Origin of the sequence: Dactylosporangium sp. NPDC051485 (assembly GCF_040682015.1) — a bacterium.
Taxonomy (GTDB): domain Bacteria; phylum Actinomycetota; class Actinomycetes; order Mycobacteriales; family Micromonosporaceae; genus Dactylosporangium.
On the sequence record NZ_JBFAZW010000003.1, the window covers coordinates 37,377 to 51,849 of the forward strand.

11 protein-coding genes are annotated in these 14,473 nt (G+C 68.3%); 3 read left to right on the top strand and 8 right to left on the bottom strand.

The genetic code is table 11. From position 1 onward, the window contains the following. Window positions 1-3: 3 nt before the first annotated feature. Window positions 4-639 (bottom strand): bifunctional 4-hydroxy-2-oxoglutarate aldolase/2-dehydro-3-deoxy-phosphogluconate aldolase, encoded by a 636-nt coding sequence (gene eda / locus AB0M46_RS02160; RefSeq protein ID WP_363332372.1) that lies wholly within the window; start codon window positions 637-639, stop codon window positions 4-6. A gap of 203 nt (window positions 640-842) precedes the next feature. On the opposite strand from eda, the gene AB0M46_RS02165 reads away from it, so the two are divergent. Further along, on the top strand, window positions 843-1,619 hold the full coding sequence (locus tag AB0M46_RS02165) for an IclR family transcriptional regulator (protein ID WP_363332373.1): 777 nt from the start codon (window positions 843-845) through the stop codon (window positions 1,617-1,619). A gap of 246 nt (window positions 1,620-1,865) precedes the next feature. Here the strand turns inward: AB0M46_RS02165 and AB0M46_RS02170 are convergent, their stop codons facing one another. From AB0M46_RS02170 to AB0M46_RS02195, 6 genes are all read right to left on the bottom strand, one after another. Next, window positions 1,866-4,511, bottom strand: a complete 2,646-nt coding sequence (locus tag AB0M46_RS02170; protein ID WP_363332374.1) for a DUF5107 domain-containing protein — start codon at window positions 4,509-4,511, stop codon at window positions 1,866-1,868. Between the two features lie 235 nt (window positions 4,512-4,746). After that, on the bottom strand, window positions 4,747-5,718 hold the full coding sequence (locus AB0M46_RS02175; RefSeq protein ID WP_363332375.1) for a substrate-binding domain-containing protein: 972 nt from the start codon (window positions 5,716-5,718) through the stop codon (window positions 4,747-4,749). 34 nt (window positions 5,719-5,752) lie between these two features. Continuing rightward, complete coding sequence (locus tag AB0M46_RS02180; RefSeq protein ID WP_363332377.1) at window positions 5,753-6,736, bottom strand: ABC transporter permease; 984 nt, start codon at window positions 6,734-6,736, stop codon at window positions 5,753-5,755. An 11-nt stretch (window positions 6,737-6,747) separates the two neighbouring features. Beyond that, the gene (locus AB0M46_RS02185; protein ID WP_363332378.1) at window positions 6,748-8,235 is read right to left on the bottom strand and encodes a sugar ABC transporter ATP-binding protein; all 1,488 of its coding nucleotides are present in this window, start codon (window positions 8,233-8,235) and stop codon (window positions 6,748-6,750) included. Beyond that, the gene (locus AB0M46_RS02190) at window positions 8,232-9,635 is read right to left on the bottom strand and encodes an aldehyde dehydrogenase family protein (protein ID WP_363332379.1); all 1,404 of its coding nucleotides are present in this window, start codon (window positions 9,633-9,635) and stop codon (window positions 8,232-8,234) included. Before AB0M46_RS02190 ends, AB0M46_RS02185 begins: the two co-directional genes overlap by 4 nt. 40 nt (window positions 9,636-9,675) lie before the next feature. Beyond that, a complete protein-coding gene (locus AB0M46_RS02195; RefSeq protein ID WP_363332380.1) occupies window positions 9,676-10,467 on the bottom strand; it encodes an IclR family transcriptional regulator in 792 nt (263 codons plus the stop codon). A 437-nt stretch (window positions 10,468-10,904) separates the two neighbouring features. Here AB0M46_RS02195 and AB0M46_RS02200 point away from each other — a divergent pair, with 437 nt between their 5' ends. Further along, on the top strand, window positions 10,905-12,317 hold the full coding sequence (locus AB0M46_RS02200; RefSeq protein ID WP_363332382.1) for a hypothetical protein: 1,413 nt from the start codon (window positions 10,905-10,907) through the stop codon (window positions 12,315-12,317). A 176-nt stretch (window positions 12,318-12,493) separates the two neighbouring features. Beyond that, window positions 12,494-13,324 (top strand): DUF1684 domain-containing protein, encoded by an 831-nt coding sequence (locus tag AB0M46_RS02205; RefSeq protein ID WP_363332383.1) that lies wholly within the window; start codon window positions 12,494-12,496, stop codon window positions 13,322-13,324. A gap of 128 nt (window positions 13,325-13,452) precedes the next feature. Here the strand turns inward: AB0M46_RS02205 and AB0M46_RS02210 are convergent, their stop codons facing one another. Continuing rightward, window positions 13,453-14,385, bottom strand: a complete 933-nt coding sequence (locus AB0M46_RS02210) for an ABC transporter substrate-binding protein (protein ID WP_363332384.1) — start codon at window positions 14,383-14,385, stop codon at window positions 13,453-13,455. Window positions 14,386-14,473 lie beyond the last annotated feature (88 nt).

The following is a 14,473-nucleotide window of genomic DNA, read 5'->3' on the forward strand; positions in this document are numbered from 1 at the left end:
CGGTCACGCCTCCCCTGTGGGACGGGCGGCGGCAACGGCCGCCGCGGTACGGGCTGTGACCTCGTCCCAGCGTCGGGCGGCGATCAGGTCGGGGGCGACCATCCAGGTGCCGCCGACCGCCAGGACCGCGGGATGGGAGAGGTAGTCGGCGAGGTTGTGGGTGTTGACTCCGCCGGTCGGGATGAACCGCAGCGAGCGGAACGGTGCGGCGAGCGACTTGATCATGCCGATGCCGCCGAGCTGCTCGGCCGGGAAGAACTTGACCGTGTCCAGGCCCGCATCGAGCGCCATCTGGATCTCGGTGGCGGTGGCCGCTCCGGGGAATACCGGGACACCGAGCTGCTGGCAGTGCCGTACGACGGCGGGCCCGAAACCGGGGCTGACGATGAACCGCGCGCCGGCCTCGACGGCCTGGTCGACCTGGGCCGGGGTCAGCACGGTGCCCGCGCCGACGAGCACCTCCGGGTGCCCGGACATGACGCGGATGGCGTCGACCGCGGCGTCGGTTCGGAAGGTCACCTCGACGCTGTGCAGGCCGCCCTGGACGAGGGCGGCGGCGAGTGGATCCGCATCGCGGGCGTCGTCGAGTACGACGACCGGGAGGAGGCGGCTCGTGCCGATGGCGGACGCAACACTCACCTGTTCATGATACTGAACATCAGTCACATACATGACTATATCGGTGTTGGTCACGGTGTCAACCCCGGGGATGCACCCTCGCCGGGGTCTCGTCCGCGTCGCGCAGCGACTCCTCGCCCTGACCGCCGTGATCTGGCACAACGGGACCGACGGCGCCTATGACCAGTGAATCTTCAAGGCATCAATCATCTAAGGTAACCGTCATGCCGTCACCCGAACCGTTCCAACCGGTGAAGTCCGCCAGCCGGACGTTGGACGTACTTGAGGCGCTGGCCGCCTCGCCCCACCGGCGTTCTTTGGTCGACCTGTCCCGCGCCCTGGACATCCCGAAGAGCAGTCTGCACGGCATTCTTCGGACGATGGCCAAACGCGGCTGGGTGGAAAGCGACGACACCGGAACCCGATTCGGGCTGGGCGTCCGCGCGCTTCAGGTCGGCGCCGCCTACCTCATCACGGACGACACCGTGGGCCTGTTGGGCGGGGTGCTCGACGACCTGTCGCAGCAGTTCGGGGAAACGGTCCACCTCGGCCGCCTCGACGGCGCGCACGTCGTCTATCTGGCCAAACGCGAGTCGGTACACCCCTTGCGGCTCTATAGCGCGATCGGCCGGAAGCTGCCGGCCCACGCCACCGCGCTGGGCAAGGTACTGCTCGCCGACCGCCCCGACGACGCCCTCAACGAACTCCAGGCCTGGCCGCTGCAGGCTCTGACCGCGCACACCATCACCACCCGGGACGCGCTGCGCGCCGAGCTCAGCACCGTCCGGGCGCGCGGCTACGCCGTGGATCGCGAGGAGAACACCGAAGGCATCGTCTGCTTCGCGATGGCCGTGCCGTTGCAGTCACCGGCGACCGACGCGATCAGCCTGTCCGTGCCGGTGGCCCGGCTCGGCGCGGACAGCGAGGAACAGATCGTGGCCGCGCTGCGCCGGGCCGTCGACCAGGTCAAGGCCGCGGGTGCCCTGCTGTCCACGGCCTGAGGCGGCCAGCTCCTGCCGGCGGGTGGTCGACCGGTCCCGCGCAGCGGGAAACTATGTCGACCGCGCGCGCCCGGGCCGACCCGGTATCGTTGGCGGCGCGCATTGCCTGCTCCATTTCTTGGGTTGTGCAACCTCGGGTTCGGATCGTGCTCTGCGTATTCACCGGGTTGTGACTGCGGCCCGGCACGGTGTTGGGGCGGCGCCCCGTGGACGCCGCCCCAACACTGCATCTGCCTGACTGCGACGTTACGCGCCTACCGCCGACTTCTCGGCCTGCAGCAGCACGTTGCCGGCCCGGTCGGTCAGCACGAGCTGGACCGTCGCACCGTCGGCCACCTCCGCGGAGAGGTCGGCGGACTGGTCTGCGGTCGCGGTGAACGACTTGCCGGCGAGGGTTCGGCCCGTCGCCTTGTCTACGAGTTCCACCCGCAGGTTCTCGCCGATGTGCGTGGCGAAAACGTCACCGCGGACCGTCAGTTTGCCCTCGGCACGCTGGAAGGCCACCTCGGCGGCACCAGCCTTGGTCGCGTTGGTGACGCCGGCCAGGTCCATCGTCGGCAGGAAGGTCTCCGTCCACGAGGTGGTGGCGCCCGGGGCGATCTTCGCCGCCTGGAAGAACCGGTCCGAGGTGCCCGCCCAGAGCTCGATGTACGGACGCGCCGAGCTGCCGTTGCGGTAGATGTTCGTGTCGAACGAGGAGTTGAAGCCCCACTCCCAGAACTTCATGCCCGGCGTCACCTTGTTGTCGCCGACCCGCACGACACCCTCGCCGTTCTCCTGGTTGATGACGCCCCACCAGTTGCCCTGCGGGTTCTGCGCCAGGCCCTGGCCGTACGCGATGCCGTCACCACGCCAGTTGACCATCTTGTTGAGCTTGTCGAGGACCAGGTAGCGGTCGTTCGGCGTCGCCGGGTTGGCCGGCTTCTCCACATTCGCCATCCAGGTGTACGCGGAATCGCGTTGAATGACACTGACCGGCGAGACGATCTCCATCGTCGGCGAGCCCTGGTTGGAAGCGGCACCCGGCGCGAGCGTGGTGCAGGTCCAGTACTCGTACGAGACGGTCTGGGTGCCGGGGTTGTGGATCGCGACCGACATGTCCACGCTCGGCGTCGTCTTGCCGACCGTGTAGGTCACCGCCGTCTCGAGCTTGGTCGGGCCGTACACGTAACGCGACGGCCGGTCGGCGTAGTGGGCGGTGTCCTTGTTGGTCATCGTGATCGAGACCGCGTCGGCGGTCTCGCTGATCGAGTAGTCCCACGGCAGGAACCAGTACTTGCCGTGCTCCGCCTCGGTCAGCGTCGGGAAGATGCCGCCCCAGACCATGAGCCAGTTGTGGTAGAAGGGGCTGGTGCCGGGGCGCCCGACCGGGTTGTTGTTGAAGCCGTACGGCGTGCCGGTCGGGTTGGTGTACAGCAGATCGTTCCCCGTCGGCTTGTAGATCAACGACAGCAGGCGGCCGCCGTAGCCTGGGACGAACGTCGCCTCGATGTACTTGTTCTCGACCCGGATCGCGTCGATCTTCTCGTTCACCAGCCGGTTCTCGACGTTTTCCCGCCGGACCGAGAGGTCACTCGGCGCGTTGGTGAACTCGAACGCGTTGTGCCGGAAGGTCACGCTCGCGTCCCGGTCGACGCGGAGGTACTCAGCGGCGTTCGGGTCATACGAGGTCTTCTGCGGCTTGGAGTTCGGCACCTTGAAGTCGACCGTCGCGCGGGCGTTGCCGACGCCGGCCAGATCGGTGACGGCACCCGCCTGGACGGTGACCGAGCCGTGCGTGCCCGCCTTCAGCCGGGTGCCCTTCTCGACCTTGATGACGAGCGTGTGCAGGTCCGGGGCGTATGCCGCCACCTTCTCCAGGTTCTGCGCGAGCGTCGCGGCGCCGTCCCCGGCACCTTCGAGCACGCCCGACAGATCGACCGCGGCGAGCAGCTGGCTACGGGTGAGTGTCGTGCCGCCGGTGCCGCCTGGCGTCTCGGCCAGCGGTACGTTCTCGTTCCCGCCGTTGACCGCGGCGATCTTGCGGTCGAAGGAGACGACGATCGTCTCCCGCTCGTCGCTGACCGTGATGTCGGTGACCCGCGGCGCGCTACGCTGCTTGGTTGCGCCTTCGAATGACGCGGACACGACGTCCGTGTTCGCCAGGTTGCCGATCGACGTGGTCAACGCGTGCTGCGCTCCGTTGATCGTGACCGCGTGCGATCCCGCGCCGAGATCCTCGGAGAACGTCAGGTCCCAGGCGGTGTTGGTGCCGCCCACCTTCTGGACGTACGCCGGACGGACCGTGGTGCCGTCCGGACGGGTGACCGTGATGCCGGTGCCGGTGTACCGCGAAGCGGGCATGCCGGCGTAGACCGGGTTCGTGAAGGCGATGCGGACCGAACGTGAGTCGGTGGCCGTCGCCGAGGCGATCGAGGCCTTCTCCGCCGGCCGGGTCGTGCCGCGCAGGTCCCGCGGGGTGGTCGTGGTCCCGCGCAGGGTCGAGCCGTTGGCGCCCGCGATGAGCAGATCGTCGGCCAGGTCGCGACCCTTGCCGTCGAACCAGAGCTGGTAGCGCGAATCGCCCAGGCTCGCACCCGCGCCCAGCAGCACGCGCAGCGAGCTCGTGTCCCCGTCGACCACGAAGAGACGGGTGCCGCTGATCCTGTTGAGCGGGCCGCCGTCGAGCGCCCCGTCCGGTTGCCCCGCCGTCCCGCCCGAGACCCGGATGTACTCCGTGAGGTAGCTCGGGTTTCCGGTGACGAACTGACGGATCTGCTCGGTGAGGTCGTTGTTGAAGGTGATCTCGAACGACTTGGTGTCGAGGGCCCGTACGCCGGTTACGAGGAGGCGTGCCCGGTTCCCCTGCGACTCGTTCTTGCCCTGCGCGCCCGAGGCCGTAGCGTAACTCACCGCCGCGCCTGCGTTTGCCGGGACGCCCACTGCCGAAATGGCTACGGCTCCGATGACCAGGCCGGCGAGGCGCGCCCTCAGTCTCCGTCTTCTATACACTGCATCTCCTTACTTGCTGGCTACGCTGCCAGTGGTTGTGCAACCTCGGATTTCAGGCGCCTGCTGCCGACTCGTCGCGTGCAGACGCCGCACGGTGACCGGCGCAGTGACTGCTGCGCCGGTCACCGTGCCCGGCTCAGGACTTGCTCTTGTCGATGAACTCCTGCGCGTTCTTCTTGGTGATCTGCGGAGAGTCGACAACCGTGTCCTTCTCCACGCTCTTGCCGTCGAGCACCTCGATCGCCCGGTCGAGCCCGAGGCGGCCGATCTGGTCGGCGCTGTTCAGCCCGGTGACGACGTAGTTCCCGCCCTTGGCGATCTCCTGCAGCGCCTCGAGCTGGCCGTCGACACCGGCGATGATGATCTGGCTGCTCAGGTTCGCGTTGGCGATGGCGCGCTGGGCGCCGAGGCACATCGCGTCGTTCTCGCAGAACACGGCCTTCAGATCCTTGTGCGAGGCGAGCAGGCTCTCCGTCACGGACAGCCCGCCGTCGGAGCCCCAGTTGCCGAAGTCGGGCGCCTCGACGAGCGTGAACTTCGAATCCTTGCCGAGCGCGGACTTCAGGCCGTTGGTACGGGCCAGACCGATGCTGTTGTCGGCCGGGCCGCCCTTGATGATGGCGACCTTGCCGCCCTGGGGCAGCTGCTGGGCGAGGAACTCGCCGTCCTGCACCCCGATCCGCTGGTTGTCCGGGCCGATCCAGCTGGTGTACTCGCCGGTCTGGAACTTGCGGTCGACGAGGATCACCGGGATCTTGGCCGCCTTCAGTGAGTTGAGGGCAGCGGGCGCCGACTCGAGCGGGCCACCGGAGATGATCACCGCATCGACTTTCCGGCTGATCAGGTCCTCGACGTTGGCGGCGAGCTTCGCGGCGTCGCCGTTGGCGTCGGTGCTGATGACCTTGACGCCCTTCCCCTCCGCCTGCGCCTTGATCGCCCGGTCCATGCCGTTGAAGTACGGGCCGCCGAGGGTGAAGTTGGCGACGCCGACAGTGCGGCTCTTGCTCTTGCCGTCGCCGCTGCTGCCGTCGTTGTCCGAACTACACGCCGCGAGCCCGAGGCCCAGGGTTCCCACTAACAACAGGGCGCCGATGTTGCCGAGTCGCATTCCTTCTCCTAAATGTGTTGGCCGTGATGCGGACTCAGGCCCGGCGACGCTGGGAGCGCCGCTGGACGAGGATGACCGCCACGATGATCAATCCCTTGAGGACCTGCTGCCAGTAGCTCTGCACCCCGTGCAGGTTGAGCAGGTTGTTGATGAGTGCGAGCACGACGACTCCGCCGAACGCCGCTTTCACCGAGCCGCGTCCACCGGCCAGGCTGGCACCGCCGATCACGCAGGCGGCGATGGCGTCGAGTTCGAAGGCAACGCCGACGCTCGGCTGGGCGATCCCGACCCGGCTGGCGAGGATCACTCCGGCCAGCCCGGCGCAGGCACCGCTGATCCCGTATGCGAGGACGACGTGCTTGCGTACGCTGATCCCGGCGAGCCGGACAGTCTCGGCGTTCCCGCCGATCGCATAGATCGCGCGGCCGGCCGGCGTCTGGCTCAAGAAGATGCCGCCCGCGATGAAGACCGCGAACATGATCACTGTGGTCAGCGGGATCGGACCCAGCATCGCCGTGCCCAAGCTGAAGAATCCCGGGTCACTGGGGGCGATCGGTACTTCGGAGTAGACGAACGCGAGGCCTCGGATCGTCGTCAGCGCCGCGAGTGTCACCACGAACGGTGCGAGGTTGAAGCCGGCGATGAGCATGCCGTTGATGAGGCCGAAACCTATGCCGGCGGCGATCGCGACCGCCATGGCGACGGGAATCGGCAGGTCGGCGATGAGTCCGGCGCTCACAATGCCGGTGAACGCCACCACCGATCCGACCGAGAGGTCGATCCCGCCGGTGAGGATGACGACGAGCATGCCGAAGGCCAGAAGCCCGGTGGTCACCATCTGCTTGAGCAGGTTGGTGAGGTTGCGCTCGGACAGGAAGCCGTCGGTCGACAGCGCCATGACGGCGACCAGGACCACCAGCAGGAAGACCAATACGCCCATTGGGGTGATGGGACGACCACCAATGAAACGCAGGCCCCGGGACGACGATGTGGCCGTCGCCTCGGCGGGCTTGGTCAAGCGCCTCGACGTCATGCTGCCTCTCGAATCGAATAGCCGAGGACCTGGTCCTCGGTCGCTACGTCAGATCGGATCTCGCCGGATATCCGCCCGTTGCGCATGACGAGGACTCGGTCCGTCGCACCGATCACCTCGGCCAGATCCGAGGAGATGAGCAGTACGGCATGCCCGGACCGGGCCAGCGTGTCGATGGTCCGGTAGATGTCCACCCGGGTTGCCATGTCGACGCCACGGGTCGGCTCATCGAGGATGAGCACGCGTGGCCCGGCCAGCAGCCACTTGGCGAGGATGCTCTTCTGCTGGTTCCCGCCGCTGAGCGTGGCGATCGGCAGCGCGGCGCAGTCACCGGGGCGGATGTCGAACTTGGCGATCATGTCGTTGACGGTCGCCTTCTGGCGGCGCCTGTCGATCAGCGGGCCACGCTTTCGCGCTTGCAGGGTGGCCAGCGCGATGTTGTCCCGCACGCTCATCGACGCGACCATCCCGGTGCGCTTGCGGTCCTCGGTCACGAGCGCCAGCCCGGCCGAGATCGCGGCCGCGGGCCGGTCGAAGCGGACCGGCGCGCCGTCGAGGCACACTGTCCCCGAAGCGACGCGGGTGTCGCCGAACAGGCACCGGGCGAGCTCGCTACGGCCGGCGCCGACCAGCCCGAACATGCCGACGATCTCGCCGGCGCGGAGCGTGAAGCTCACGTCCTCGAACTCGCCGGGCCGGCTCAGCCCCCGCACCGCCAGCAGTTCCCCGCCCGGCTCCGGTCGCGCGTCCGGGTAGATGCGCTCGAGCTTGCGGCCCGCCATGAGCGTGATGAGTTCGTCTTCGCTTGTGCGGGCCGGTTCCGTCGTCTTGACGACCGTGCCGTCGCGGATCACGACGATCGATGTCGCCAGCTCGGTCACCTCGGCGAGCCGGTGCGAGACGTAGATGATCAGGACGTTGCGCTCCTGCAGCCGGCGGATGAGGGCGAAGAGCGCGTCGAGGTCGCTGCCGGCAAGCACCGCCGACGGTTCGTCGAGGACGAGCACGCGCGGCTCCGACGCCAACGCCTTGGCGATCTCGACCATCTGCTGGCGGGCGACCGTCAGGTCACCTGCCAGGGTGGCCGGGTCGATACCGCTGAACCCGGCCTCGTCGAGCAGCCCTCTTGCCCGGCGGTGTGCCTCGGTCCAGTCGATCAGGCCGGCCCTGCGGGGCATCCGGCCCAGCAGCAGGTTCTCGGTCACCGAGAGCCCGGAGATCAGCGTGAGCTCCTGGTAGACCGTCCGGATACCGGCGGCCTGGGCGTCGTGCGGGCTACGGAGGGCCAGCCGCTGGCCGTCCAGCCACAGCTCGCCGGAATCCAGCGACTCGGCCCCGGAAAGGATCTTGATGAGGGTGGACTTGCCGGCGCCGTTGGCCCCGACGACGGCGACCACGTCGCCGCCGCTACCGGCGAGATCCACCCCGTGGAGCACTTCGACGCTGCCGTACGCCTTGCGGACGGCACGCACCTCGAGCGTCACGTGAACGCCCCCATCACGACCATCGTCTTCTGCCGGGTCAGGTCGGTGACGGTCTCGTGGATCCCTTCGCGGTAGCCACCGGTCTCCTTGGTACCGCCGAAGGGCAGGTTCTCCGCGCGCAGCGCGGTGGAGCCGTTGATGACGACGCCGCCGACGTCGAGCCGCTTGGCGACCTGGAAGGCGCGGGTGATGTCGCTGGTGAAGACCGCCGCCTGCAGTCCGTACGGGGACTCGTTGGCCATCCGGACCGCGTCGGCGACGTCGGAGAAGCGGGCGACCGGCGCCACAGGGCCGAAGATCTCCTCCGCGAGCGCCGGGCTCTGCGCGGGGACGTCGACGAGGACCGTGGGGGTGAAGAAGGCGCCGTCACGCGACCCGCCCGCGGCGAGCGTGGCGCCGTCCGCAACCAGTCGGCCGACCGCGGCCTCGACAGCGACCGCCGCGCTCTGCGCGATCAACGGCCCGACGTCCGTCGAGGGCAGGAGCTGGTCGCCGACCGAGAGCTTGGCGGTCTGGGCGAGGAGCGAGTCCACGAAGCGGTCGTGGACTGCCTCGTGGACGTACACCCGCTTGACCGCGCAGCAGATCTGGCCGTTGCCGCGGGCGAGGCGGCCGAGTACCACCGCCTCGGCAGCCTTGTCCACATCGGCGTCGTCGCAGACGATCAGCGCGTCGTTGCCGCCGAGCTCCAGCAGTACCTTCTTGAAGGTGGCGGCGCCGCGGCGGGCGATCTCCCGTCCCGCCGTTGTGCTGCCGGTCAGGCTCACGGCAGCGATCCCGGGAAGCTCGGCCAGCAGCTGCGAGACGCGCACACCGCCGGTGACGAGCTGGTGCGCATAGCGCGGTGCGCCGGCCGCCGCGAACATCTCGTCGATCCGTACGAGGGACAGCGGGCAGCGCGCCGGCGGCTGGACGACCACGGCGTTGCCGGCCGCGATGGCTGCCGCGGCCTTGTGCGCGTACAGCTCGACGGGGTAGTTGAAGGGGACGATCGCGGCGACGACGCCGAGCGGCTCGCGGACGGTGACCGCGAGGTGAGCCTCAAGACCCGGTACGGCGTCCAGCGGGATCTGCCGGCCGAAGATCCTGGTCGCTTCGGCGGCACAGCCGCGGAAGATGCGGATGGCCGCATCGACCTCTCCCTGCGTCTGCGCCAGCGGTTTGCCGTTCTCGGCCGCGAGCAGGCGGGCGAGGTCATCCCGGGCGGCTTCGATCCGGCTCGCGACGTCGAGCAGGAGTTCCGCTCGGGCGTGGGCGGGCATCGCGGCGACCGCGCGCTGTCCGGTCCCGGCATTCGCAACGACCGCAATGACCTGTTCCTCGGACAGGTCAGGCACCTGGCCGAGCAGTTCGCCGGTGCCAGGGTTGCTGACGTCGATCCAGGAAGGGCTCTCTGACATCGATTCGTTCCTTTTCGTGTTCGGTCCGGCCACGTTGCTGCTATCCCGCTGAGACGGTGAAGGGACTACCCGCGTAGCCGATCCGAGCGCTGATCTCGGCCGCGTACGCAATAGCTGAGGGAGCAAGCCGGCGGCAGTCCTCGACGCTGAACCGGTTGGCCGGCGCGGAAATACTGATGGCGCCGACCGCGGTCCCGGCTTTGTTCACGAGTGGAACGCCGATGCAGCGCACGCCTTCCTCGTTCGCCTCGTCGTCCAGGGCGAAGCCCTGCGACCGGACGAGCTCCAGCTCGGCGAGCAGGTCGGCGCCGACCAGCGTCTTCGGCGTGTGGCGCTCGAGCGGCCCCGCGACGAACTTTCGCTGCTCGTCGGGGCTCGCGAGGGAGAGCAGGGCCTTGCCCATAGAGGTGCAGTGCATCGGGGCTTGGCTGCCGATGTGCGACACCAGACGGACCGACTTGGCGCTTTCGACTTTGTCGACGTACACCAGCCGCCCGCCCAGCGGCACTCCGAGGTGAGCGGTCTCCCCGCTGATTTCGGCGAGCTTGACGAGGTAGGGATGTGCGGCCTTGCGCAGCACATCCTCTTCGAGGTATCGGCCGGCCAAGGTGACAAGGCCGATCCCGAGACGGTACCTGCCGGTGCCGGTGGCGTCGCGCTCCACGATGCCAAGCTCGATCAGCGACGTCAGGTAGCGGTGCGCCGTGCTCGCCACGACTTCAGCCCGGGCAGCCAGCTCTTGCAAACCGACACCCTCCGGCCCTTGCTCGGCGATGACGTTGATCAGCTCGAACGCCTTCGCGACACTGTGGGACTTCCTACCACTCTTCATTCGAGTTACTCGAATCCAATTCGGAATATGCGAAGGATGCGATCAACTCTGCAACGCTGCTTGATCGATGTCAAGAGCGTTACAGCGAGGTTTCAGAACGCCGCGCACCGGCCTCTTCGACGCCACGTGGCGCCCGTGGCCACGCACGCACCCGGCCGGACGCGCGCGGCCCGGGTGGCTCGACCGGTCGATCGAGCTACTCGAACGGGTCGACGAATCCGGCACTCGCCAGTCCACGGCGGCATGCCATCGATTCGATCGTTCGTCCTGGCCAGACCCAACGTGAGCCGCCCAGGGGCTGGGCTTTCGCACGCAAGCCTTGACATCCGTGAGGTCCGCCGGTCTAGTAGATATACACATTCTTGATCGCCGTTCATCATAGTGAACGGTGCTAGAGGGTGCCCGAGGCACTCGGGCAGAGAGGAAGTCCACCGCTCATGAGATCCCTCAAGGCACAACGCATCAGGCGTGCGACCACGACGCTCGCCGTCGCGGCGCTGCTCGGTTCGCTGGTCGGCGCGGCGCCCGCGGTCGGCGCAGGCAAGGACCCGGGGGCCGGCGATGCCACCGGGCGCCCGGGCTGGCAGCTCAAGTACGTCGAGAACTTCGGCAAGCCGATCCCTGAGGGCGGTGAGTGGTTCGTCGACGACTACAGCGACCCCATCGACGACCTCAACGACGACAACGGCGACGAGTACCGGCTGCGCTGGGGGCCGAACTTCGACGCCGCGATGGGCACGTTCAAGACCATGCGCAAGGAGACCCAGTTCGGGCACAACGGCTGGCTGACGTCGTCACTGTCGGCGCGTGACAGCGGCGGCCGCGTCGACGACAGCTTCAACAATGTCGCGGACCGCCCGTCGATCACCAACGCAACGGTTGCCGGTGCGGGCAGAGTCGGGGCGATCTCCACGCCCAAGCACACCGGCGGCGCGCTCATCCGTTCCACCGAGCCGCTGCCGCGCTACTACCGGATCGAGTTCAAGCTCAAGACGCTCAACTACGGCGGCGAGCGCAACGGCTCGCTGTCCTACGACGGCAAGTTCAACGGCTACAAGACCGACGTCTGCAAGACGTTCTTCCCGTGGCCGCTGTCGACGAATGACCCGATCGTGCCGTCCGATCCGTGCGAGACGGACACGGCCGTCAACGGCAGCCAGCACTCCTACAACTCGTTCCACATGTTGTCGATCGTCGATTTCAAGCCGATGCCGCGCAACCTCGGCAGCTACCACCGGCATCGCAAGGTGCTGATCGACCAGTTCAGCCCGGCACCGAGCCGCGACAGCACCCGCCAGAGGGTCTGCAACTCCGCCACGGGCGAGTACTACCCGTGGAACGAGAGCAACCGCACGACCGTCAACATGCTGTTCTTCAACGGCCCCCAGAGCCAGCGGCAGACGTTCGTCTCCGACTGCGACGAACTGCCGGTCGCCGGCAACCAGATCTCGGCCGCCGAGATGATCCCCGAGCTGATGCCGTTCCAGGACTACCAGTTCGCGATCGAGCGCGACGAGACCGGCTACGCGATCGAGGCCAGTGGCAACTTCAAGCACGTCGGCCAGACGACGTACCGCTACCACCGCAACTTCATCGACACGGACCGCAACGACAACGGCACGATCTCCCAGAACGTGCCGATCTTCCACTACAACGTGCCCGGCGACGAGTACGACGGCCGCTTCAACAGCTCCGCGACGGTCCGCGGCCCCTACGGCAGCCGCACGTGGAACAACATGTGGCCGGCCGGCTCTGAATACCCCGACTACTTCGTGATCGGCCAGCCGTACACGAATGTCGGCGAGGGCGACGCCTCGGTCGACGACATCCGTCTCTACGTGCGCAAGTAGCGCTCACCGAAGAGCACCAGCAGACGACGGCCGCGCCCGGACCACCGGGCGCGGCCGTCACGCGTCACGGGGAGCGCGAGCACGTCGACCCGGATTCGAGCCGGAATATGGCGGAGCCTGGAACAGTGAGACGACCCTTCGGCGCCCCATGGCAACACGGGAAAGGTACGACCCACGTGAGTCCCATTGATCAGGATGGCCCGGTGCCCGTCTCCTGCGCGCCTGACGAGCGCGCGCCCCAGGTCGACACGGCGTTCGTGCGGTGGCAGCAGTGGCGTGCCGAGCGTGACCGCAGCCTCCAGGAGCCCTACGGCTGGCTCAGTCCGGTGGCGCTGCACTGGCTCGACGACACACCGCGACGCTTCCCGGAAACCCCCGGCACCTGGTCGGCCACCGCCGGCGCGGTCACGCTCTCGGCCACGGCTGCCGACGGGTTGACCCGCGACGGGGAGCCGGTCGTCGGGGAGAGCCGGATCGTGGACGCCTCGAGACCGTGGACCGTCGCGGACCGGAGGATCGAGTTGATGCGGCACAACATCGGCTGGGCGGTGCGGGTGCGTGATCCGCAGTCGCCGACACGCCTCGGGTTCACCGGCGTGCCCACCTACGACTTCGATCCAGCGTGGCAGCTCGACGGGACCTTCGTGCCGTTCGACGCCCCGCGGGACACCACCGTCCTGGCGGTCGTCGCCGGTCTGGCGCACCCGGCCACCGCGCTCGGCACCGTCCGCTGCGTCGTGGCCTCCCACCCGGTCGAGCTGCTGGCCTTCGCCGGCGGCCCCAACCTGGTCGTGCTGTTCACCGATGCGACGAGCGGTGTCAGCACGAACGCCGGCTCGCGCGCGCTCGTCATCCCGGCTCCCGTCGGGTCGACGGACGTGGTGGTGGACTTCAACCGGGCGACCAACCCGCCCGCGGCGTTCACCGCCTTCGCCACGTGTCCGCTGGCGCCGCCGGAGAATCGCCTGCCCTTCGCCGTGACCGCGGGCGAACGGCGTCCCCGCTGACGTGACAAACGGTCCCTGTCCTCGCGGACAGGGACCGTAGCGTCACGGCGGGCGCGGCGGTCGTCGCAGTGAGGTACGCGGCCGCGTCCCCGAAACCCCAGCCGGTGAGCGCGACCGCTTCAGTGTGTTCAGCTGGAAGGTGAGGCGCTCGGGAAGAGGTTCGCCTCGGACTTCGACACCGCCTCGTGCTCCAGACCCCACCGCTTGAGCACTTCGGCGTACTTGCCGTTGGCGATCAGCTCGTTCAGCGCTGCCGCGATCGCGTCGGCCAGTCCGCTGCCCTTGGTCGTCATCGCGCCGATGTGGCCGCGTGACGTTCCCTCGTACACCCCGACGAGCTTGGTCTCCTTCGCCACGAGGACGTGGTAGGCCGACAGCGAGTGCGGGCCGAAGAACGCCTGGATCCGGCCGGACTTGAGCGCCAGCCAGTAGTCCGCCTGGCTCTGGTAATACTGGATCTTCGCCTCGGGCAGCCCCGCGGTCTTCACCTGCGATACCCAGTCGAGCAGGATCTTCTCCTGGGTCGACCCGGATCCCACACCGACGGTGAGGCCGGCGATGTCCGCCGGCTTCTGGATGGCGGTCACCTTACTGTCGGCGGCGACCTCCCAGGCGAGGCTGTCCGTGCGGTACGTCGCGAAGTCGTAGAGCTGACCGCGCTGTGCGGTCACGGTGATGTTGGAGAAGGCCGCGTCGTACTTGCCCGACTTCACGGCGAGGAACAGGTTCTCCCACGACGACTGCTCGACGGCGATCCGCAGTCCCAGGACGTCGGCGACGAGCTGGGCGATGTCGATCTCGGCACCGGAAACCGTCTTGTTGTCGTCGGCCATGAACGCGAGCGGCGGCACCCCGTTGCTGATGGTCACCACCCGAAGCTCGCCGCGGTCCCGCACCGGCGCGGGCACCCGGGCGGCCACGGAGTCGACCTTCTGGGCCCGGACGCGGTCGGTGTGGTTGCCGGCGGCCACCGAGGCGCCACTTGCGGCCGGGGTCGGGGTCGGGTCCTTCGGGTCCGCGCAGGCGGTGGTGCTGAGCGCGAGCGTCAGGCATCCGGCCACCAGGAGCGCACGCGCGTGACGTAACGGTAGAGACATAGCTCCCCTTCGGTGATGTTGTTGATGCCGTCGACCGACGCGCGGTCGCGGC